This window comes from Arthrobacter sp. MDT2-34-1 (assembly GCF_059091365.1).
In genome coordinates this window covers 202,858-224,368 of the sequence record NZ_JBNHGO010000001.1, presented here as the reverse complement: position 1 = coordinate 224,368, position 21,511 = coordinate 202,858, and the positions used below count along the sequence as shown (strand labels likewise).

Genomic DNA, 21,511 nt, shown 5'->3' with positions numbered 1-21,511 from the left:
CTAGGGCAGCACCGCGATCGCACGGTCTTCCGGGGCCACCGGTGCCGGCAGCCGCGTGGTACCGGTCAACCACCGGTCGACGGCGGCGGCGCAGGCGCGCCCCTCGGCGATCGCCCACACGATCAAGGACTGTCCGCGCCCGGCGTCGCCGGCCGCGAAGATGCCCTCGGCGCCGGTCATGTAGCCGCCGTCGCGGGCGACGTTCCCGCGCTCGTCGAAGGACGCGTTGACCTGCGCGTCGATCCCGGCAGGCTCCGGACCGGTGAAGCCCAGGGACAGGAACACCAGGTCCGCCGGGATCTCCCGCTCCGTTCCCGGCTTGGGCACCCGCCTGCCGTCCACGAACTCGGTCTCGGCGACCTTCAGCGCGGTGAGCACGCCGTTCTCGCCCACGAACTCCACAGTGGAGGCGAGGTAGGTCCGCTCGCCGCCTTCCTCGTGGGCGCTGGCCACTTCGAACAGCGTGGGGAATGTCGGCCACGGCTGGTGCGAAGCACGCTGGGCCGGCGGCTGCTTGCCGATGGCCAGGGTGGTGACCGAGGCCGCCTGCTGCCGGTGCGCGGTGCCGAGGCAGTCCGCGCCGGTGTCGCCGCCGCCCAGGATCACCACGTGCTTGCCCCGGGCGTCGATCTGGTCCGGGACCGATTCGCCGGCCACCGCCCGGTTGGCCTGCACCAAGTAGTCCATGGCGAAGTGCACGCCGGACAGCCCGCGCCCGGGGATCGGCAGGTCCCGTGGCACGGTGGCACCGGTCGCGATCACCACGGCGTCGTAGCGGCGGCGCAGCTGGTCCCAGCTGATGTCCTTGCCCGCCTCGATGCCGGTGCGGAACCGCGTGCCCTCGGCCCGCATCTGCTCCAGCCGGCGGTCCAGGTAGTGCTTCTCCATCTTGAAGTCGGGAATGCCGTAACGCAGCAAACCGCCCACCTTGTCGTCGCGCTCGTACACCGCCACGGTGTGGCCGGCCCGCGTTAACTGCTGCGCCGTGGCCAGCCCCGCGGGGCCGGATCCGACGATGGCGATCGTGTGACCGGTCAGCCGCTCCGGCGCGTGCGGAGTCACCCAGCCCTGGTCGAAGGCTTCCTCGATGACGGAGACTTCCACCTGCTTGATGGTCACCGCCGGTTGGTTGATGCCCAGCACGCAGGCCGCCTCGCACGGCGCCGGGCACAGCCGGCCGGTGAATTCGGGGAAGTTGTTGGTGGCGTGCAGCCGCTCGATCGCTTCCTGGTCCTTGCCGCGCCAGGTCAGGTCGTTCCACTCCGGGATCAGGTTCGCCAGCGGGCAGCCCTGGTGGCAGAACGGGATGCCGCAGTCCATGCAGCGGCCGGCCTGGCTGCGGAGCACGCCCTTTTCCTGCGCCTCGTAGACTTCCTTCCAGTCCATGATCCGCACGGGAACAGGACGGCGGGGCTGGGTCTGGCGTTCTCGAACTTTCATAAATCCGCGTGGGTCAGCCACCGGTTACCTCCAGGATTCGGGTCCAGACAACGTCGCCGTCGGGGTCGAGCCCTTCGGCTTCGGCGTTCGCCCGGGCTTGCAGCACCGCCGCGTAGTCGCGCGGCAGCACCTTGGTGATGCGGGCCAGGGTCCCGTCGAGGTCCTCGAGCAGGCGCCCGGCGAGCCGGGAACCGGTCTCCTCCGCATGTTTCTTCAGCAGGGTGGCGATGGTCCCTTCGTCCGCCGGGTCCGGCCGCAGCAGCTGCAATTCGCCGGTGCCGGTGCTCTGCGTGTTCAGCATGCCGGGGTCCAGGTCCAGCACGTAGGCCACGCCGCCGGACATGCCGGCGCCGAAGTTGCGGCCGGTCCGGCCCAGGACCAGGGCCAGTCCCCCGGTCATGTACTCGCAGCCGTGGTCGCCGATTCCTTCGACGACGGCGGTGGCGCCCGAGTTCCGGACCAGGAACCGCTCGCCCACCTGGCCGCGCAGGAACATCTCGCCGCTGGTGGCGCCGTAACCGATGACGTTGCCCGCAATCACGTTGCGTTCGGACGCGAACGTGTTGGCCCGGTCCGGCCGGACGATAATCCGTCCGCCGGAGAGCCCCTTGCCGACGTAGTCGTTCGAGTCGCCGAGCAGCCGCAGGGTGATGCCGGCGGGCAGGAAGGCGCCCAGCGACTGCCCGGCCTGTCCGGTCAGCGTCACGTCGATGGTGTCGTCCGCCAGGGTCTCGATGCCGAAACGCTTGGTCACTTCGTGGCCGAGCATCGTGCCCACGGCCCGGTCGGTGTTGATCACGTCCAGGCTGATCCGCACCGGTTCGCGGTTGGTCAGCGCGTCGGAGCTCATGGCGATCAGCTGGTTGTCGAAGTGCTTGTCCACTTCGTGGTTCTGCGTGGTCGTGTTGCGCAGCGGAATGTCGGAGTCGGTGCCGTAGCCGCGCAGGATCGGTGACAGGTCCAGGCCGTCGGCCTTCCAGTGGTCGAGTGCTTCGCGGGTGTCCAGCAGCTCCGCGTGGCCGATGGCCTCGGCCAGGCTGCGGAAGCCCAGTCCGGCCAGCAGTTCGCGCACTTCCTCCGCAATGAACTCGAAGAAGTTCACCACGAACTCGGGCTTGCCGGTGAACCGCCGGCGGAGTTCCGGGTTCTGCGTGGCAACCCCCACGGGGCAGGTGTCCAGGTGGCAGACGCGCATCATGATGCAGCCGGAGACCACCAGCGGCGCCGTCGCGAATCCGAACTCCTCGCCGCCCAGCAGCGCCGCGATCACCACGTCGCGGCCGCTCTTCAGTTGCCCGTCCACCTGCACGACCACCCGGTCCCGCAGGCCGTTGAGCATCAGCGTCTGCTGCGTCTCGGCCAGCCCCAGTTCCCAGGGCGCTCCGGCATGTTTGAGCGAGTTCAGCGGGCTCGCCCCGGTGCCGCCGTCGTGCCCCGAGACGAGGACGACGTCGGCCTTCGCCTTGGTCACGCCGGCCGCCACCGTGCCGATCCCGACTTCGGACACCAGCTTCACATGCACGCGCGCCGAGGGGTTGGAACGCTTCAGGTCGTAGATCAGCTGCGCCAGGTCCTCGATCGAGTAGATGTCGTGGTGTGGCGGCGGGGAGATCAGGCCCACGCCCGGTGTCGAATGCCTGGTCCGGGCCACCCACGGGTAGACCTTCTGGCTCATCAGTTGGCCGCCCTCGCCGGGCTTGGCTCCCTGGGCCATTTTGATCTGGAGGTCCTCCGCGTTGGTCAGGTACAGGCTGGTGACGCCGAACCGGCCGGAGGCCACCTGCTTGATCGCCGAACGGCGCTCCGGGTCCAGCAGCCGGGCCACGTCCTCGCCGCCCTCGCCGGTGTTCGATTTCCCGCCCAGCCGGTTCATGGCGATGGCGAGCGTTTCGTGCGCCTCCTGTGAGATGGAGCCGTAGCTCATGGCCCCCGTGGAGAAACGCTTGACGATGCTGGAGACCGGTTCGACCTCCTCCAGCGGCACGGGCGGGCGGGCGCCGGCCTTGAACTTCAACAGGCCGCGGAGCGTCATCAGGTCCTTCGCCTGGTCGTCCACGCCGCGGGTATACGCCTTGAACACGTCGTAGCGCCGTTCACGCGTGGCATGCTGCAGCCGGAACACCGTTTCCGGGTTGAACAGGTGCGGCGGTCCTTCACGGCGCCACTGATACTCGCCGCCGTTCTCAAGCGACCGGTGAGGGTCTTCGATCCCATCGGCGGGGTAGGCCTGGGCGTGCCGCGCCGCCGCCTCGGCGGCGATGACGTCCAGGCCGACGCCGCCGAGCTGCGACTGGGTGCCGGCAAAGTACTGGTCGACCAGGGATTGGGCGAGCCCGATCGCTTCGAACGTCTGGGCACCGCAGTAGGAGGGGACGGTGGAAATGCCCATCTTGGACATAATCTTCAGGACGCCCTTGCCCAGGCCCTTGATCAGGTTCTGCACGGCCTGGGACGCGGTGACGCCCTGGAGGTCGCCGTTGCGCACCAGTTCCTCGCAGCTTTCCATCGCCAGATAAGGATTGACGGCGGAAGCGCCGTACCCGATGAGGGCGGCCACGTGGTGGACCTCACGCACGTCGCCGGCTTCCACCAGCAGCGAGATCTTGGTCCGGTTGGCGCTCTTGAGCAGGTGGTGGTGCACGGCGCTCGTCAGCAGCAGCGACGGGATGGGCGCCCATTGGGCATTCGAGTCCCGGTCCGAGAGCACGATGAACTTCACGCCGCGGTTGACGGCGCCGGAGACCTTTTCGCAGATCTCCTGCAGCCGGGCGGCCAACTCGGCGGCGCCGCCGTCGGGCCGGTAGAGGCCACTCACCTTCAGCGCGAGGCGGCTGCCCTCCTCGTCTTCCATCGCGGCGATCTTGGCCAGTTCGTCGTTGTTGATCACGGGGAAGTTCAGCGCCACCTGGGTGGTGCGCACCTGGCCGGTCGCCAGCAGGTTGCCGTCGGGGCCGATCGACGAACGCAGCGAGGTCACGAGTTCTTCGCGGATGGCGTCCAGCGGAGGGTTGGTCACCTGGGCGAAGGACTGCACGAAGTAGTCGAACAGCAGCCGAGGGCGCTTGGACAACACCGCGATCGGGGTGTCGGTGCCCATGGCCCCCAGCGGTTCGGCGCCGGTGCGGGCCATCGGGCCCAGCAGGATCCGCAGTTCTTCCTGCGTGTAGCCGAAGGTCCGCTGGCGGAGGTTGACCGACGCGGCGGTGTGCACCACGTGCTCGCGTTCCGGCAGGTCCTCCAGCCGGATCATGTTGTCCTTGAGCCATTCGCCCCACGGGTTGGCGGCCGCGACGTCGGCCTTGATCTCCTCGTCCTCGACCAGCCGGCCGGCCTCGGTATCCACCAGGAACATCTTCCCCGGTGAGACCCGGCCCTTCCTGACCACCGTGGCGGGATCGATGTTGACGACGCCGACCTCCGAGGCCAGCACGACCAACCCGTCCTCGGTAACCCAGTAGCGGGCCGGGCGCAGGCCGTTGCGGTCGAGCACGGCCCCAACGAGCCGGCCGTCGGTGAAGGAAACGGCCGCGGGGCCGTCCCACGGCTCCATGAGCATCGAGTGGTATTGGTAGAAGGCGCGGCGCTCAGGGTCCATCGTGGCGTGGTTCTCCCACGCCTCCGGAATCATCATCATGATCGCTTGCGTAATCGGGCGGCCCGCGAGCATCAGCAATTCGGCGACTTCGTCAAAGGAGGCGGAGTCGGAGGCGCCGGGCGTGCAGATGGGGAACAGCTCTTCCGGCGTGTCGCCCAGCAGGGGGCCCTTCAGCTGCGACTGGCGGGCCCGCATCCAATTGCGGTTGCCCTTGACCGTATTGATCTCGCCGTTGTGCGCGATGGTGCGGAACGGCTGGGCCAGCGGCCACGAGGGGAACGTGTTGGTGGAGAAGCGGGAGTGGACGATACCCAGTTTCGTCTTGAAGCGAGGGTCGGAGAGGTCCGGGTAGAAGGGTTCCAGCTGCGCGGTGGTCAGCATTCCCTTGTAGACGATGGTCTTGGACGACAGCGACGGGAAATACACGCCGAACTTGTTTTGGGCGCGCTTGCGGACGCGGAAAACGCGGGCATCCACATCGCTGCTGCCGGCAGCGGCCGGGTCGAGGCCCAGGAACACCTGAGCAAAGTGGGGCATGCAGGACCGCGCCATGGCGCCGACCAGTTCGGCCACCACCGGGACGTCGCGCCAGCCGAGGACTGTGAGGCCTTCGGAGGCGGCGATGGCCTCCACGCCGTCCCGCGCTACCGCCGCCTCGGACTCGTCGCTGGGCAGGAACGCGGTTCCGGCGGCATACCGGCCGGCCGCCGGCAGTTCGAAGCCCACCACCGCGCGGAAGAATTCATCGGGGATCTGGGTGAGCAACCCGGCGCCGTCGCCGGTTCCTTCGTCGGCGCCGACCGCGCCGCGGTGTTCCAGATTGCGCAGCGCCGTCAGCGCCGCGTCGACGATGTGGTGGCCCGGCCCGCCCCGCAGGGTGGCAATCACCGCCAAGCCGCAGGCGTCCTTTTCGTGGGCGGGGTCGTACAGCCCGGTTTTTGCCGGGTAGGCGGCGAAACGACTGAACGGCGAGGGCACCGTGGTGTGCCGGCGTTCGTGTCCGCCGCCGAGGCTGCGCGGGGTACTCGACCCCTTGAACGGAGGAGTCATCTGAACTTCCTTCTCCTGGATGTAGGTGAGAAGGGGACGGCGCTGGCCCCGCCCGGGCCCGCTCGAGCAAGCAGGCCGGTGATCCATGGATTCTGTGGCCAGCTCACCCCGCACAGCGCATTCGGTGTCCAGGGGTCGGATGGGGGCCGCCAGGATGAACTGTGCGGTCGATCGGCCACGGCCGCCGGGACCGCACTGGGTGGTGCGCCTGTCCGGCGGAGAATCCACGTCAGTGTGGTCGGTACGCCGCATGCCTGCGCCCGGTTGGTGGTCCGGGAGGTGCGTACTGATGGTTCGGACCGACGGTGAGGGCGGACCGGCCGCGGAGCGAGTCTGTTCTGCGGTAGAGCGACGATAGCACGGCGGGGACCCCGCAACACAGGCTTTTCCGGTTTTTTACCGACCGCTTTTCGGATTGCCGGCGGCAGTCCGGAGCGCACGAAGCCGCCGGAACGTCAGATTGGTGCGTTCCGGCGGCTGCGCGGGGAAGAAACTAGTTCTGGCTGCGGTTGTTGTCCGCCCTGAGCGGGTCGTTCCCGGCCGCGGCATCGGCGGCTTTGGGGGCATTGGCCGCATCGGCGGGCTTGGCAGCATCCGCGGGGTTGGCAGCATCCGCGGGCTTGGCGGCGGTCTCGGCTGCAGGCTTGGCCGCATCCGCGGGCTTGACGGCGGCCTCGGCTGAAGGAGCTTCGTCCGCGGCAGGCTCCCCGGCCTTCTCGTCGGGCCTCCCGGCAGCGGTTTCGGCCTTCTCCCCCGCGATCACGGAGGATCCTGCCCCGCCGGCGCGGGGTCCGCCGTCGTGCTTGGAGGCGTTCTCCTGCCGAGCCGCGGCCTGCCCGGATTCGGCCCCTTCCGCGACTGCCGAGGGCTCGCGGCCCGGCAGGTACAGGGAGTCGGTCTCCGCGGTCCGCGGACGGCGCGCCAGCACGATGAAGATCACGACGGCCGCGACCAGCAGCAGCAGTGACGTCCAGACGTTCAGCCGCTGGGTGATGCCGAAGATCGTGATCATTTCGGCATCGTCGATGCGCAGCATTTCGATCCAGACCCGACCGAGGGTATAGAACGCGACGTACAGCCAGAACAGCATTCCGCGGCGGAACTTGAAGCGCCGGTCCAGGAGCAGCAGCAGCGCCACGCCCGCCAGGTTCCACAGGGACTCATAGAGGAAGGTGGGGTGGAACAGCGTGCCCGGTTCCGCGTCGGCCGGGAAGTTGGGGTTGTCGGCGTCGATCTCCAGGCCCCAGGGCAGCGTGGTGGGGGCGCCGAAGAGTTCCTGGTTAAACCAGTTGCCCCAGCGGCCGATCGCCTGTGCCAGCAGCACGCCGGGTGCGGCGGCATCCATGAAGGCCGGCAGCTTGAAGCCGGCCCGGCGGCAGCCGATCCAGGCGCCGACCAGGCCCAGTGCCACCGCTCCCCAGATTCCGAGCCCGCCGCGCCAGATCTGCGGGATCAGGCCGAGGTCGCCGTTCGGCCCGAAGTAGGCGTCGGGCGAGGAGAACACGTGGTAGAGACGGCCGCCGACGATGCCGAACGGGATGGCCCAGATGGCCACGTCCCAGATGAATTCTTCCGGCCCGCCGCGGGCCTTCCAACGGCGGTGGGTGAGCCAGATGGCCGCGACGATGCCCAGCAGGATGCACAGCGCGTACGCGTGGATGGTGAGCGGGCCGATGCTGAATCCGGACCAGCCGGGGCTGGGGATGGAGGCCGGTACGGCCGTTGCAATAGTCGTGCTGTACACCAGGTGAGTCCTCTTGGCCGAAAGTTGCGGGTCGGGCGCGGCCCGCGGCAAACCGCTGGCCACCGGTTATTCTGTCAGGCCCGGGCTGTGCCTTCGCTTAGCCGCGCCGCGAGCTTGCCCAGTGCCGGCACGCCGGAGTTGCCGAGTTCGGCCACCAGCGCGGTGCCCACGATGGCGCCCTCGGCATACGCGCCGATCTCGCGCACGTGCTCGGGACTGGAGACGCCCAGGCCAACGCAGACCCGTTCGGCCCCGGCCTCGTGCGCCGACCGGACCACGCGCTCGGCGGCGCCTGAAACGCTCTCGCGGGCGCCGGTGACGCCCATGATCGACACCGCGTAGACAAAACCGCGGCTGGCCTTGACCGTCATCGCCATCCGCTCCGGGGAGGACGACGGGGCGACCAGGAACACGCGGTCCAGCCCGTACTTGTCCGAAGCCTCGAACCATTCGGCCGCCTCGTCCGGAATCAGGTCCGGGGTGATCAGCCCGGCGCCGCCGGCCTCGGCCAACCGGCGGGAGAACTCGTCTACGCCCATCCGCAGGACCGGATTCCAGTAGGTCATCACCAGCACGGCGGCGTCGCAGCGGGCGGTGATGCCGGCGACGATGTCGAACACCTGGCTGACCCGGAAGCCGTCCTTCAACGCCTGCACGGTGGCGGCCTGGATGACGGCGCCGTCCATCACCGGGTCGGAGTACGGGATGCCGATCTCAATGACGTCGACGCCGTTCTCCGCCAGCGCGACGGCGGCGTCGATGGTGGTCTGGACGTCGGGGTAGCCGGCGGGCAGATAGCCGATCAGGGCGGTCCGGCCGTCGGCCAGGGCCCGGTCGATGGCCGCGGCCGATTTGCTGGCGGTGGCGGTATTGTTCACAGCTGCTCTCCTTCGGAGCCGATTTCGGCCTCGGGCGATTCGTCCGGCAGCAGGCCGAACCACTCCGCCGCGGTGGCGACGTCCTTGTCGCCCCGGCCGGAAAGATTCACGACGATGATGACGTCCTGCGGATGATCCTTGCCCTCGGTCAGGCGCTTGCCCACCCGCAGCGCCCCGGCCAGGGCGTGCGACGACTCGATGGCCGGGATGATGCCCTCGGTGCGGCAGAGCAGCCGGAAAGCGTCCATCGCCTCGCTGTCGGTGACCGGCTCGTAGCTGGCCCGGCCGATGTCCGACAGGTAGGAGTGCTCGGGCCCGACACCGGGATAGTCCAGCCCGGCCGAGATCGAATGCGACTCGATGGTCTGGCCGTCTTCGTCCTGCATGAGGTAGGAGCGCGCGCCGTGCAGCACGCCGGGCCGGCCCAGCGTGATGGTTGCGGCATGGCGGCCGGTGTCGACGCCGTCGCCGCCGGCCTCAAAGCCGTACAGCGCGACGTTCCGGTCGTCGAGGAAGCCGTGGAAGATGCCGATGGCGTTCGAGCCGCCCCCGATGCAGGCGCAGACGGCGTCCGGCAGCCGGCCGGTCTGGTCCAGGATCTGCGCGCGGGCTTCCTCGCCGATGACTTCGTGGAAATAGCGGACGAGCGCCGGGAAGGGGTGGGCGCCGGCGGCGGTGCCCAGCAGGTAGTGGGTGTTGTGCACATTGGCCACCCAGTCGCGCAGGGCCTCGTTGATGGCGTCCTTGAGCGTCTGCGACCCGGCGGTGACGGGCACGACGGTGGCTCCGAGCAGCTCCATCCGGGCCACATTGAGGGCCTGCCGGCGGGTGTCTTCGGCGCCCATGTAGACCACGCACTCCATGCCGAGCAGCGCGGCGGCGGTGGCGCTGGCGACGCCGTGCTGGCCGGCACCGGTCTCCGCAATGATCCGGGTCTTGCCCATCCGCTGGGCCAGCAGGGCCTGGCCCAGCACGTTGTTGATCTTGTGCGAGCCGGTATGGTTCAGGTCCTCGCGCTTGAGGAAGATCCGGGCGCCGCCGGCATGCCGGGAAAAGCGCTTGGCTTCGGTCAGCAGCGAGGGCCGGCCCGAATAGTTCTTGTTCAGCTCGGCGACCTGGGCGATGAACTCCGGGTCTGCCTTGGCCTTTTCGAAGGTGTCTTCCAGCTCGTCCAGCGCAGCAATCAAGGATTCCGGCATCCAGCGCCCGCCGAAAACACCGAAATACGGGCCGGGGGCATGGCGGAGGCTGCCGCCGGCCAGGAAGGCATCGGCCGGTTCCTGGGTGTTTCCGGGCTCCGCCGGGGTATCGGGGCTCTGCGTCATGGCCGTCCTGTCTGTTACTGGAGGCAGGACGGCCAGCCGCAACCGGCCCTGCCTGCCCCTGGGGATTCTTAAGTTGTGTGGCGCTTGGGTTCAGCCGCGCGCTGCAATGGCCTCGGCGCCCGCCGCGCCGAATTCGGCCACGGCGGCTTCTGGATCGCCCGTGATGACCAACGCCTCGCCCACCAGGACGGCGTCGGCGCCCTGCGTGGCGTAGTCACGCACGTCGTCCACTCCGCGGACTCCGGATTCGGCCACCACCACGGCGCCGGAGGGGATGCGGCCCGCCAATCCGGTGAACACCGAGCGGTCCACGTCCAGGGTCTTCAGGTTGCGGACGTTCACGCCGATAATGCGTGAGTCCACGGCGACGGCGCGGTCGATTTCTTCGGCGGTATGCGTCTCCACCAGGGCCTCCATGCCCAGTTCGTGGGTCAGCGCCAGCAGGGCCTTCAGCCGCTCGTCGTCCAGTGCGGCGACGATCAGCAGCACCAGGTCGGCGCCGTGGGCGCGTGCCTCGAAGATCTGGTATTCGTCGACGTTGAAGTCCTTGCGCAGCAGCGGAACGTCCACCGCGGCGCGCACCGCGTCGAAGTCGGCCAGCGAGCCGTTGAACCGGCGCTGCTCCGTCAACACGCTGATTACGGCGGCACCGCCGCGTTCGTAACCGGCGGCCAGTTCGGCGGGATCGGCGATGGACGCCAGGTCGCCTTTGGAGGGGCTCTTGCGCTTGACCTCGGCGATCACCTTGAGAGCGGTTCGCGGCGAATCGTTGCCGCCCAGGGCCGCGTAAGCATCACGCGGGGCCGGCGCGGCCGCGGCCAGCCGCTGGATCTGCGCCAACGGAACCTGGGCGCGCCGGGACTCGAGGTCTTCGCGGACTCCAACGATGATGTCGTCGAGAACGGTCACGTTCAGTGTCCGCTGCCCTGGATCTTGCTGCCGTCCACGCCGTAGCCGACCTTCTTCATGATCCAGCCGACGATCAGGCCAATGAACATGATTGCCACGCCGGCCCAGAAGACCGGGGACGAGGCCATGGCGAAGCCGATGCCTCCCACGATGGAGCCCAAGATCATGATGAGCACGCAGGTCCAGGCGGCGGGGCTGTTGCCGTGGCCGATGACCTCGTCGTGGATGCTGCCTGCCGGATCCGTCTTCATCGCGGTTTCGGTGGCGGTGGCCTGGTTGCCCATGGTGTATCTCCCTCTAAAAACGGTTCTGCTACTTCATTCTGCCATTGTTTGCGGGCCCGACAGGCCAGTGTGACACGGCCGCTGGCGGCCCCGCTGCCCGGTGCCGGGCGGCCGGCGGTTCAGTCGGTCGGGTCGTTGCCCCGGCTGAGCTGGTCCCAGCTGTCGATTTCATCCACGCTGCCGGCCCGGTCAGACGGCATGCCGTCGGCCTGCCGCTCGGTTGCCGGCACGTACTTCTTCGACGCGGCCCAGGAACGCCCGGCCGCCAGCAGCCAGACGGCCGTCAGCAACAGCAGGACACCGGCGGCGGCGCCCAGGTAAGGGAAGACCGTGATGCCGACGGCGGCCTCTCCCCCGATCTGCCCGGTCGCCTCCCCGATGGCCGCCGAAGCGGCCCCGGCCGGGTTGGCGATCACCGTAAGACTTGCGGCACAGATGCCGATGCCGGCCGCGGCCAGCAGCACGGCGATCACGATGCGGGCGATCCGGCCGGCGATGGAAGCGGCCAAGGCGGCGGCCAGTGCCACCAGCGCCAGGGCCGTCACCGCGGTAGCGGCGTCGCTGCCGGGCACGCTCACGTCGGGGGTCTGCACCCGGGTCCCCGGGAACCGGGCCGTGAGCCAGGTTTGCGTCGTGGTGCCAAAGGCGGCCAGCGACATCACGACGGCGGCGAGCACCACCGTGCCCTTGCGCCGCCAGCGCGCGGCGGCAGGCCGTGGCGCCGGTGCCGCCTCCCGGGCCGGGGAGGTGTTCTCTTCGCTCATTGCTTCCCCTTGACCGGTACGTGTGCCGGGTTGGCCGGGTGGAGCCGCGATGCCAGGGTCACTGCCCGCAGCGGCGCCGCCGCCTTGTTCACGGTCTCCAGCGCCTCGGCCTCCGGCTGGGAGTCGGCCACGATCCCGCCGCCGGACTGGACGTAGGCGACGCCGCCGCGCAGCAGCGCCGAGCGGATGGCGATGGCCATGTCCATGTCCCCGGCAAAGTCCAGGTAGCCCACCACGCCGCCGTAGATGCCGCGGCGGTGCGGTTCCAGTTCGTCCAACAGCCTCAGGGCGCGGGGTTTGGGCGCACCGGAGAGCGTGCCCGCCGGGAACGTCGCGGCCAGCACGTCGTAGGCCGTCTTGTCCGGCGAGAGCCGGCCGACCACGGTGGAGACCAGATGCATGATGTGGCTGAATTTCTCCACCTCCATGAACTGCGTGACGTCGACGCTGCCGGGCGTGCAGACCTTGGAGATGTCGTTGCGGGCCAGGTCCACGAGCATCAGGTGCTCCGCGCGTTCCTTCTGGTCGGCCAGCAGCTCCTCCGCCAGTTCCTTGTCATGCTCTACGCTGTGCCCGCGGGGCCTGGATCCGGCGATCGGGTGGGTGATGACCTCGTCGCCGGTCAGCGTGACCAGTGCCTCCGGGGAGGACCCCACGATCGAGTAGCCCACGCCGTCGGCGTCTTCCAGGCTGAACAGGTACATGTAGGGGCTGGGGTTCAGGTTCCGCAGCACGCGGTAGACGTCGAGGGCCTCGGCCGAACATTCGGCCTCGAACCGGCGCGAGATCACCACCTGGAACACTTCGCCGTCGACGATTGCTTCCTTGCCGCGGTCCACGGCCGCCAAATACTTCTCCCGGGCCCAGCGGTGGGTCACGCTGTTCATCAGGTCGGCTGTTTCCAGGGCGGCGTCTTCCAGCACCGACACCTGCTGCGCGAGCGGTTCAGCGAGCTGCGCCAGCAGGTGTTTGGCGCGTTTCACGGCGTCCAGCCATGCCTCGTCCACGCGCTCGTCGCGGTTGTCGAAGTTGATGGCGTTGGCGATCAGCGTGACCGTACCTTCGGCGTTGTCGTGCACGGCGAGGTCGGTGACAAGGTTCATGGCCAGTTCCGGCAGGTTCAGGTCGTCTTCCGGCGGGGACGTCAGCTTCTCCCAGTGCCGCACGGCCTCCCAGCCGACGAATCCCACCAGCCCGGACGTCAGCGGCGGGAGCGAGTCGAACCGTTCGGTCCGCAGCGCCTCCACCGTGCCGCGCAGGGCCTCCACCGGGTTGCCGGTGCGCGGCACGCCCACCGGCGGCTCCCCCAGCCAGTGCGCCTGCCCGTCCCTGGTCGTGAGCGTGGCGCGCGAGTTGGCACCGATGAAGGAATAGCGGGACCAGACTCCGCCGACGGCGGCCGACTCCAACAGGAAGGTTCCCGGCCGGGAATCGGCCAGCCTGCGGTAGATGGAAATGGGAGTCTGGTCATCGGCGAGCACCTTGATGGAGACCGGGATGACCCTGCGGTCGCGGGCAAGCGCGCGGAATTCCTCCAGGCTGGGGCTGATGACGCCAAGGTCCTGCATGCGTTATCTGTCTTTCGCTTCAGTGGCTGATACTGCGGTGGTCAGGGGCCCGTTCAGGCGCCGGATGCTCCTTGGTTGCCGTCCGGTTCGGCGCTGTGGCCGGCGACGGCGTCGAGCCCCCGGCCATCAAAGCAGGTGCGGGTGCCGGTGTGGCAGGCGGCGCCGACCTGGTCTACCCGGACCAACAGGGCGTCGCCGTCGCAGTCCAGGGCCACCGACTTGACGAACTGCACGTGGCCGGAGGTGTCGCCCTTGCGCCAGTACTCCCGGCGCGAGCGCGAGTAGAAGGTCACGCGGCCGCTGGTCAAGGTGCGGTGCAGCGCCTCGTCATCCATCCAGCCCAGCATCAGCACCTCACCGGAATCGAACTGCTGGACGATCGCGGCGACCAGGCCGGCGGAGTCGCGCTTGAGCCGGCCGGCGACGGCTGGGTCGAGGGCCGTTGCGCCGGCCCCGGACGGCACTGTTGTGGGGTAATCAGACTCGGAAGGCATCCCTACAAGTCTAGTGCCAAGTACCGGAGGCTCCCGCCCGCGCCGGCGCGGGCGCACGTACACATTTATCGGCCCGCAAGCGCCTCCTTCGTGCTAGGTTCAGAGTGATGCATTACGTAAATCCGTCCCGTGAAGTCCTGGCCGAGACCTTGCTGGCTGCCGGGCCGGATTCACCCACCCTGTGCGAGGGGTGGAAGACCGCCGAACTGGCCGCGCACCTGTACATCCGTGAACACCGTGTGGGTGCCGCCCTCGGCCTGGCCTTTAAGCCGCTGGCCAGGGTTTCGGACGAGGCCACCCGCAAGGTGGCGGACACAGCCCGGGAACCGGCCGGCTACGCCAAGCTGGTGGAAGCCTTCCGCGCCGGCCCGCCGGCCTGGTCCCCGTTCAGGGTGCCGGCCGTGGACACGGTGGCCAACCTGGTGGAGTTCTTCGTCCACACCGAAGACATCCGCCGGGCCACCGACCGCTGGGCGCCGCGGGCGCTGGACGAGGACTATTCGGCGGCACTGTGGGACGAACTGGTTAAGCGGGCGGCCTTGCTGTACCGGGGAGTGGACCTGGGCATCGTGCTCGTGCGTCCGGACGGCCCGCGGCACGTGGCCAAGCGGGCACCCGTCTCGGTGGCCATCGGCGGAGAACCGGGCGAACTGCTGATGCATGCGTCCGGCCGGACCAGGCATGCGCTGGTCACCTTCGAGGGCCAGGCCGATGCCGTGGCCCTGCTGGACAGCGCCGAAATCGGCCTCTGACCCTTCCGCTTCCCCGGCTCCGGGACTCACCGGACCGGGTAGCCCGCGTCCCGGATCGCCTGCTTGACCTGCGCGATGGCGTCGTCGGGCCCGAAATGGAAGACCGAGGCGGCCAGCACCGCGTCCGCCCCCGCGGCGACGGCCGGCGGGAAATGCGCGGGCTTCCCGGCACCGCCGGAAGCAATCAGCGGGACCTTCACCGCCGCCCGTACGGCCCGGATCATCTCCAGGTCGAACCCGTCCTTCGTTCCGTCGGCATCGATGGAGTTGAGCAACAACTCCCCCACTCCCCGGTCGGCCGCCTCGCGGGCCCACTGCACCGCGTCGATCCCCGTGCCCTTGCGGCCGCCGTGCGTGGTGACTTCGAATCCGGAGGCCACCGAGGGGTCATCGGTCCGGCGGGCATCCAGCGAGAGCACCAGCACCTGGGAACCGAAATGGCGGGTGATTTCGTCGATCACATCGGGCCGGGCGACCGCGGCGGTGTTGATGGCGGCCTTGTCCGCCCCGAAGCGCAGCAGTTTGTCGACGTCGGCGACCTCGCGCACGCCGCCGCCCACGGTCAGCGGGATGAAGACTTCCTCCGCGGTGCGGGCCACGACGTCGAACGTCGTTTCGCGGTTGCCGGAGGAGGCGGTGACGTCCAGAAAGGTCAACTCGTCGGCTCCGGCACGGTCGTACCGGTGCGCCAGTTCCACCGGGTCACCGGCGTCGCGCAGGCCTTCGAAATTAATTCCCTTGACTACGCGTCCGGCGTCGACGTCCAGGCAGGGGATCACACGGATGGCAACAGTCATGGCTTACTCCGGGGCAGTCAGATGCGGCAGGCGTGGATGGTGCTGACCAGGATGGCCCGGGCACCGAGATCGTAGAGCTCGTCCATGATGCGGTTGGTCTGCGTGCGGCGGACCATCGAGCGCACGGCCACCCAGCCGGTATCGCGCAGCGGCGAGATGGTCGGTGACTCCAGCCCCGGGGTCAGCGCCGCGGCGGCGTCCACGAGGTCCTTGCGGATGTCGTAGTCCATCATGACGTACTCGCGGGCAACAATCACGCCGCGCAGCCGGCGCATCAGCACGTCCAGCCCATTGGCCGGGGTCTCCCCCGCGCGGCCGATCAGCACGGCCTCGGACTTCAGGATGGGGTCCCCGAAGATTTCCATCCCGGCGGCCCGGAGCGTGTTGCCGGTCTCCACGACGTCTGCAATCGCGTCGGCAACGCCGAGGCGCACGGAGGACTCCACCGCGCCGTCCAGCCGGACGACGGAGGCGTCGATCCCGTGCTCGGCCAGGTAGCTGCGCAGCAGCCCGTCATAGCTCGTGGCCAGGCGCTTGCCGTTCAGTTGCGCGGCACTGGTGAACTCGCCGAGCGGACCGGCGAACCGGAACGTGGACGCCGCGAAGCCGAGGTTCATCAGCTCGACGGCGTCCACCTGTGCGTCCAAAAACAGGTCACGTCCGGTGATGCCGACGTCAAGGGTGCCGGAGCCTACGTAGACGGCGATGTCGCGCGGGCGGAGGAAGAAAAACTCAATGTCGTTGTCGGCATCGGTCATGACCAGTTCGCGGCTGTCGCGGCGCTGGAGGTAGCCGGCCTCGCCCAGCATGGCGGAGGCGGCTTCGGACAGGGAACCTTTGTTGGGAACAGCTACACGCAGCATGTGGGGGTCTTTCTGGGATCGTCTCGGCCGCAGCAGGGCCTCGCAAGTGTGGAATAGGCCTGGGTCTGGGCGGGGCGCCGCGCAGGGGCGGCGTCCCGCTACAGATGCTTGTAGACGTCTTCCAGCCGCAGGCCCTTGGCGATCATCAGGACCTGCAGGTGGTAGAGGAGCTGGGAGATTTCCTCGGCGGCGGCTTCGTCGGATTCGTGTTCGGCTGCCATCCAGACTTCGGCGGCCTCTTCGACGACCTTCTTCCCGATTCCGTGGATGCCGGAATCCAGCTCGGCTACCGTACGGGAGCCCTCCGGGCGCTGCTGCGCCTTTTCGCTCAGTTCCGCAAACAGGGATTCGAAGGATTTCACGCCCTTTAGACTACGTCAGGAGCGCGTGGGGGCGGCAAACCGCCGTTCCCATTGTGACGAATGCCTCCGGCGCCGCGCGGTGGTCCGTTTCAGATGCGGCGCCGCGCGACGGTCCGCTTCGGACGCCGCGCCGCGCCGCGGCCCGCCTTAGACGCCGAGGCCTCGGAGCGTGGCCGCGGTCGCCAGGGCGGCGGTCACCGCTTCGTGGCCCTTGTCCTCGCTGGAGCCCGCCAGGCCGGCGCGGTCCAGGCCTTGCTGCTCGGTGTCGCAGGTAAGCACCCCGAATCCCACCGGCGTGCCGGTCTGCACGCTGACGCTGGTCAGGCCCTCGGTGGCGGCCTGGCAGACGTACTCAAAGTGCGGCGTCCCGCCGCGGATTACGACGCCGAGCGCCACCACGGCGTCATAGTGGGGTGCCAGCCGGGCTGCGGCGACGGGCAGCTCGAAAGCCCCGGGCACCCGGACCAGGGCCGGTTCCCCGATGCCCGCCTCGGTTGCCGCCCGCAGCGCGCCGTCGACCAGCCCGTCCATGATCTCGGTGTGCCAACTGGCGGCGACTATGGCGAGCTTTAGCGCGCCCGTCTCCGCCTGCAGGCCGGTGATGTCGATGGTGGGTGCTCCGTGTCCGCTCATGTTCTTCCTTCGTGAAACTCTCGTCGGTGGTTGACTGTGGTTGCCGTGCCCGGCGCCGGCGTCAGCTCTGCTGCACCGGTGTTGTCTGCAGGACGGCCAGCCGGTGGTCCATCCGGTCCCGCTTGGTCTCCAGGTAGCGGCGGTTCTGCTCCCGGAAGGGAACCTCCGCGGCCACCATCTCGACCACATCGATGCCCAGCGCCGCCAGCATGCTGCTCTTGGCAGGATTGTTGCTCAGCAGCCGGATGGCGCCGATGCCCATCGCCCGCAGGATGGCGGCGGCGGCGGAGTAGTCCCGCGCGTCCACGGGCAGGCCCAGCTGCTCGTTGGCCTCCACCGTATCGGCGCCGGCTTCCTGCAGGGCGTAGGCCCGCATCTTGTTGGCCAGCCCGATGCCGCGCCCCTCCTGCCCGCGCAGGTACAGGACCGTCCCGCCGTGCTCTCCGATCATGGCCAGCGCCTGCTCCAATTGCTCGCCGCAGTCGCAGCGGTAGGAGGCGAACACGTCGCCGGTCAGGCATTCGGAGTGCAGCCGGACCAGAGGTTCGGCCGCCGGGCTGACCTGCGAGGTGATGCTCAGGTGCTCCACGCCGGTGGCGGCATCGGTCCACGCCTGGGCGGTGAAGCTGCCGAAGGCCGTGGGCAGCTGGACCGCGGGCCCGCCCTCGACCGTGGCGGCCGGAGTCTTTTCGCGGATGTCCTTACCGTCCATGGTTCGCCGCCTTCGGCAGGCCGGCGGTGTCCGCGTTCCCGGCCAGGTGGTTCGCGAGGTCCTCGATCGAAACCAGCGGGCAGCCGTGCTCGTCGGCAAAGGCGCGCAGCGCCGGCAGGCGCATCATGTCCCCTTCATCGTGCACCAGTTCCGCGATGACGCCCACCGGCGCACGCCCGCCCAGCCGGCACAGGTCCACGGCGGCTTCGGTGTGTCCGCGCCGCGCGAGCACGCCGCCGTCGACCGCCCGCAGCGGGAAGACATGCCCGGGCCGGGTCAGGTCGGCGGCAGTGCTGTCCGCCGCCGCCAGCACCACGGCGGTGCGCGCACGGTCGGCGGAACTGATGCCGGTGGTCACGCCGTCGGCCGCGTCGCAGGAAACCGTGTAGGCCGTTCCCTTGGCATCCTGGTTGACTTCGACCATAGGCGGCAGCCCCAGTTCGTCGGCCCGCGCCGCCGGCAGTGGCACGCAGATGACGCCCGAGGTATAGCGGATGGTCCAGCCCATCAGTTCGGGGGTCGCGGCGTCGGCGGCGAAGATGATGTCGCCTTCGTTTTCCCGGTCCTCGTCATCAACGACGACGACGGGGCGGCCGGCGGCGACCGCCGCCACAGCGGCTTCGATCGTGTCGAGCGCGATCCGCGGCTCCACCGCGGCGCTCATGCCCTGGCTCCGGTGGTGAAGGCCAGGAGCCGTTCGGCGTACTTGGCGAGGACGTCCACTTCCAGGTTGACGCTGTCGCCGGGTTGTTTCGCGCCCAGGCCGGTGTCGGCCAGCGTGGTGGGAATCAGGCCGACTTCGAAGAACTGCGTCGCGGCACCGGCATCGCTGACGTTCGTGACCGTCAGCGAGACGCCGTCGACGGCGATGGAGCCCTTCTCCGCGATGTAACGGGCCAGCTCCACGGGAACGGTGAAGCGCAGCCGCTCCCAGTCGCCCAGGTCCTCGCGTTCGGCCAGCGTGCCGACACCGTCCACGTGCCCCTGAACCACATGTCCGTCCAGCCGTCCGCCGGCCGGGACGCAGCGTTCCAGGTTGACCGGCTGCCCCGGACGGAGCGAACCGGTGGTGGTGCGTGTGAGGGTCTCCCCCATCACGTCCACGCTGACCCGGCTGCCGTCCAGCGCGACTGCGGTCAGGCACACGCCGTTGACGGCGATCGATCCGCCGAGCCCGAGCCCGGCAGCCGTTTCGGGTGCGGTGAAGGTCAGCACTGCGCTGTCAGTGGCCGGACTCAGGTCCAGCGATTCAACGCGCCCTTGTTCCGCGATGATTCCGGTAAACATTCATTTGCCTTTCTGAGTGCCGTGGGACGGCAGGGGTTCCAGGTGCAGGCGCAGGTCCGCGCCCAGGATTCGGGTGCTGCCGCCGGCCGTGTCCCAACGCCAGCGGCCGGCCTCGGACAGCGTCCCGATGCCGAGGTCGGCCACGGCACGGGTGCCGGCGCCGAGCATCAGGGGTGCCAGGTAGAGCACGAGTTCGTCGACCAGGTCGGCGCGAAGGAAAGCCGAGGCGACGGTCGCTCCGCCCTCGATCATCGCGTGGCCGATGCCGCGCCGTGCCAGTTCGGCCAGGACTTCGGCCGGGTCGTGGGTCGCCAGTTGCAGGAAGCGGCCATCGGTGCCGCGGACCGCGGCGTCTGCCGCGACCTTTCGGCGCCCCATCACCACGCGCAGCGGCTGGCCCGGAGTTTCGTGTCCGGCGCGGTCGCGGGCGGTGAGCCTCGGGTTGTCGGCCGCGATGGTTCCGTTGCCGGCGATGATGGCGTCCGCGCGGGCGCGGATGCCGTGGCTGTCCGCCCGCGCCTCTTCCCCGGTGATCCATTGGCTGGTGCCGTCTGCCGCGGCAATCAGGCCGTCCACGGTCTGCGCGACGTGCAGGGTGGTGAACGGCCGCGCTTCCCGCCGGGCCTCGAACCAGCGATGGTTCAGGTCCAGCGCCTGCTCCCGCAGCAGTCCCGTGCGCACGGCGACGCCGGACTCGGCCAGCCGCTGCGCCCCGCCGGCGGCCGCCTCGGTGGGGTCGGCCGTGGCGTAGACCAGCGAGCCGATGCCCGCGTCCAGGATGGCGCCGGAACAGGGGCCGGTGCGGCCGCGGTGGTTGCACGGCTCCAGGGTCACCAGCATGGTGCAGTCCGCCAGGTCCGCGGCGCGCTCCGGGGACACGTTCGCCAGCGCATCGACTTCGGCGTGGGGTGTGCCGGCGCCCCGGTGGTAACCGATGCTGACCACCTCGCCCCGCGGGTCGATGATGGCGGCGCCCACGAGGGGGTTTGCTCCGCGCACGCCCTGCCGCGCGGCATCCAGCGCAAGCTCCATGGCGCACTGCTCGGCCGGCGCGAAATCCCTGGCCGTGCCGACTGCCGCCTGGCCCATCACGCCTGCACCTGCTCGCCGGCCGGGCGCCCGATGCGCGGATCGGGATGCAGGGTTTCGACGCCGGGCTTGGCCTGCGCGTTGGCCCGCCACCAGACGAAGAATCCAACCAGCGTGAAGCCTCCGTAGAAGAGGTACATAAAGGCGCTGGCGTAGTAGCCGGCGCTAAACAGCAGCGGCACGCCCACAATGTCGACCGCCACCCAGATCAGCCAGAACTCGACCCAGCCGCGTGCCATGCCGTAGGTGGCCAGCAATGAACCGACGAAGGTCCAGGCATCGGCCCAGACCGGCTCGTAGGAGCCGAGGGCCGCGAAGACCGGGGTCAGGGCGACGGTTCCCAGGAGCAAGGCGGCGACCAGGCCCAGGCGCGCCTTGCCGCCGGCCCACTGCGGGGTGATGGCATGGCCGTCGCCGCTGCGTGCGGAGCGCCAACGCCTCCAGCCGTAGACGGCCACGGCGATGAACATGACCTGCCGGCCGGCCTGGCCCAGGAGGTTGGCGGTATTGGCGGAGCCGAAGAGCGACCCGAGGAAAACGGTCAGCAGCAGCACGTTGCCGATGATGCCGACGGGCCAGGCCCACACCTTCCGGCGCATTCCGCCGAGCGCGCTGAGCAGGCCGAAGACGTTTCCCAGAACTTCGCGCAGCAGCAGGGCGCTGCCGGCTACGGGAATCTGGGCTTCAAAGAGCCACCGCAGAAAATCCATGCCGTTCCTTTCGAGCCGCGGCGGCTCCGGGGAACGACAGAGCGGAAGGTCCGGGGTCTCCGGGCCGCGGTCATCGACCGTACCCGGTGGCCCCATGGCTGCCACCTGTACGTGCTTCTCCCATCCAGACTTTAACTGTCGGTACCGGAATTCCACCGGTTCAACCGCTGCGTGAAGTTCCGGGCGGAACTCTCGGCAGCGGGTCGCGGACTATAACCGCCGGTTCGGACTTACACCGACCCCGGAGCACGTTTG

General features: G+C 69.3%; 20 protein-coding genes and 1 riboswitch. Of the genes, 1 reads left to right on the top strand and 19 read right to left on the bottom strand.

Going from position 1 to position 21,511, the window contains the following annotated elements:
• The 10 genes from AC5RVV_RS01030 to hisI form a co-directional block, all read right to left on the bottom strand.
• A complete protein-coding gene (locus AC5RVV_RS01030; RefSeq protein WP_493999598.1) occupies positions 1-1,461 on the bottom strand; it encodes a glutamate synthase subunit beta in 1,461 nt (486 codons plus the stop codon).
• On the bottom strand, positions 1,454-6,085 hold the full coding sequence (gene gltB, locus AC5RVV_RS01025; RefSeq protein WP_493999597.1) for a glutamate synthase large subunit: 4,632 nt from the start codon (positions 6,083-6,085) through the stop codon (positions 1,454-1,456). Before gltB ends, AC5RVV_RS01030 begins: the two co-directional genes overlap by 8 nt.
• Positions 6,086-6,578: 493 nt before the next feature.
• Positions 6,579-7,829 (bottom strand): prolipoprotein diacylglyceryl transferase, encoded by a 1,251-nt coding sequence (lgt, locus tag AC5RVV_RS01020; RefSeq protein ID WP_493999596.1) that lies wholly within the window; start codon positions 7,827-7,829, stop codon positions 6,579-6,581.
• 74 nt (positions 7,830-7,903) lie between these two features.
• Positions 7,904-8,707 (bottom strand): tryptophan synthase subunit alpha, encoded by an 804-nt coding sequence (gene trpA, locus AC5RVV_RS01015; protein WP_493999595.1) that lies wholly within the window; start codon positions 8,705-8,707, stop codon positions 7,904-7,906.
• Positions 8,704-10,032 carry a tryptophan synthase subunit beta gene (gene trpB, locus AC5RVV_RS01010; protein WP_493999594.1) on the bottom strand — a complete coding sequence of 443 codons (1,329 nt, stop codon included), beginning with the start codon at positions 10,030-10,032 and terminating at the stop codon, positions 8,704-8,706. The genes trpA and trpB overlap by 4 nt, the downstream gene beginning before the upstream one ends.
• 90 nt (positions 10,033-10,122) lie before the next feature.
• Positions 10,123-10,941: an indole-3-glycerol phosphate synthase TrpC gene (gene trpC, locus AC5RVV_RS01005; RefSeq protein WP_493999593.1), complete on the bottom strand. Its 819-nt coding sequence runs from the start codon at positions 10,939-10,941 to the stop codon at positions 10,123-10,125.
• A 2-nt stretch (positions 10,942-10,943) separates the two neighbouring features.
• Positions 10,944-11,225, bottom strand: a complete 282-nt coding sequence (locus tag AC5RVV_RS01000) for an HGxxPAAW family protein (protein WP_493999592.1) — start codon at positions 11,223-11,225, stop codon at positions 10,944-10,946.
• 119 nt (positions 11,226-11,344) lie between these two features.
• Positions 11,345-11,989 (bottom strand): Trp biosynthesis-associated membrane protein, encoded by a 645-nt coding sequence (locus AC5RVV_RS00995; RefSeq protein WP_493999591.1) that lies wholly within the window; start codon positions 11,987-11,989, stop codon positions 11,345-11,347.
• A complete protein-coding gene (locus tag AC5RVV_RS00990) occupies positions 11,986-13,557 on the bottom strand; it encodes an anthranilate synthase component I (RefSeq protein WP_493999590.1) in 1,572 nt (523 codons plus the stop codon). The genes AC5RVV_RS00995 and AC5RVV_RS00990 overlap by 4 nt, the downstream gene beginning before the upstream one ends.
• A gap of 53 nt (positions 13,558-13,610) precedes the next feature.
• Positions 13,611-14,051 (bottom strand): phosphoribosyl-AMP cyclohydrolase, encoded by a 441-nt coding sequence (hisI, locus tag AC5RVV_RS00985; RefSeq protein ID WP_493999589.1) that lies wholly within the window; start codon positions 14,049-14,051, stop codon positions 13,611-13,613.
• 107 nt (positions 14,052-14,158) lie between these two features.
• On the opposite strand from hisI, the gene AC5RVV_RS00980 reads away from it, so the two are divergent.
• Complete coding sequence (locus AC5RVV_RS00980; RefSeq protein WP_493999588.1) at positions 14,159-14,803, top strand: TIGR03085 family metal-binding protein; 645 nt, start codon at positions 14,159-14,161, stop codon at positions 14,801-14,803.
• A 26-nt stretch (positions 14,804-14,829) separates the two neighbouring features.
• Here the strand turns inward: AC5RVV_RS00980 and hisF are convergent, their stop codons facing one another.
• The 9 genes from hisF to pnuC form a co-directional block, all read right to left on the bottom strand.
• Positions 14,830-15,600 (bottom strand): imidazole glycerol phosphate synthase subunit HisF, encoded by a 771-nt coding sequence (gene hisF / locus AC5RVV_RS00975; protein ID WP_493999587.1) that lies wholly within the window; start codon positions 15,598-15,600, stop codon positions 14,830-14,832.
• A gap of 17 nt (positions 15,601-15,617) precedes the next feature.
• Positions 15,618-16,463, bottom strand: coding sequence for an ATP phosphoribosyltransferase (gene hisG / locus AC5RVV_RS00970; RefSeq protein ID WP_493999586.1), 846 nt, complete (start codon positions 16,461-16,463; stop codon positions 15,618-15,620).
• A gap of 98 nt (positions 16,464-16,561) precedes the next feature.
• Positions 16,562-16,825 (bottom strand): phosphoribosyl-ATP diphosphatase, encoded by a 264-nt coding sequence (locus AC5RVV_RS00965; RefSeq protein WP_493977843.1) that lies wholly within the window; start codon positions 16,823-16,825, stop codon positions 16,562-16,564.
• Positions 16,826-16,972: 147 nt separating this feature from the next.
• Complete coding sequence (ribH, locus tag AC5RVV_RS00960; protein WP_493999585.1) at positions 16,973-17,458, bottom strand: 6,7-dimethyl-8-ribityllumazine synthase; 486 nt, start codon at positions 17,456-17,458, stop codon at positions 16,973-16,975.
• Positions 17,459-17,519: 61 nt separating this feature from the next.
• Positions 17,520-18,170 carry a GTP cyclohydrolase II gene (gene ribA, locus AC5RVV_RS00955; protein WP_493999584.1) on the bottom strand — a complete coding sequence of 217 codons (651 nt, stop codon included), beginning with the start codon at positions 18,168-18,170 and terminating at the stop codon, positions 17,520-17,522.
• The gene (ribB, locus tag AC5RVV_RS00950) at positions 18,160-18,834 is read right to left on the bottom strand and encodes a 3,4-dihydroxy-2-butanone-4-phosphate synthase (RefSeq protein ID WP_493999583.1); all 675 of its coding nucleotides are present in this window, start codon (positions 18,832-18,834) and stop codon (positions 18,160-18,162) included. The genes ribA and ribB overlap by 11 nt, the downstream gene beginning before the upstream one ends.
• Positions 18,831-19,457: a riboflavin synthase gene (locus AC5RVV_RS00945; RefSeq protein WP_493999582.1), complete on the bottom strand. Its 627-nt coding sequence runs from the start codon at positions 19,455-19,457 to the stop codon at positions 18,831-18,833. The genes ribB and AC5RVV_RS00945 overlap by 4 nt, the downstream gene beginning before the upstream one ends.
• Positions 19,458-20,546 carry a bifunctional diaminohydroxyphosphoribosylaminopyrimidine deaminase/5-amino-6-(5-phosphoribosylamino)uracil reductase RibD gene (gene ribD, locus AC5RVV_RS00940; protein WP_493999581.1) on the bottom strand — a complete coding sequence of 363 codons (1,089 nt, stop codon included), beginning with the start codon at positions 20,544-20,546 and terminating at the stop codon, positions 19,458-19,460. It abuts the gene before it with no gap.
• Positions 20,546-21,256, bottom strand: coding sequence for a nicotinamide riboside transporter PnuC (gene pnuC / locus AC5RVV_RS00935; protein WP_493999580.1), 711 nt, complete (start codon positions 21,254-21,256; stop codon positions 20,546-20,548). Before pnuC ends, ribD begins: the two co-directional genes overlap by 1 nt.
• Before the next feature lie 107 nt (positions 21,257-21,363).
• A riboswitch (FMN riboswitch) is annotated at positions 21,364-21,510 on the bottom strand.
• Between the last annotated feature and the right edge of the window lies 1 nt (position 21,511).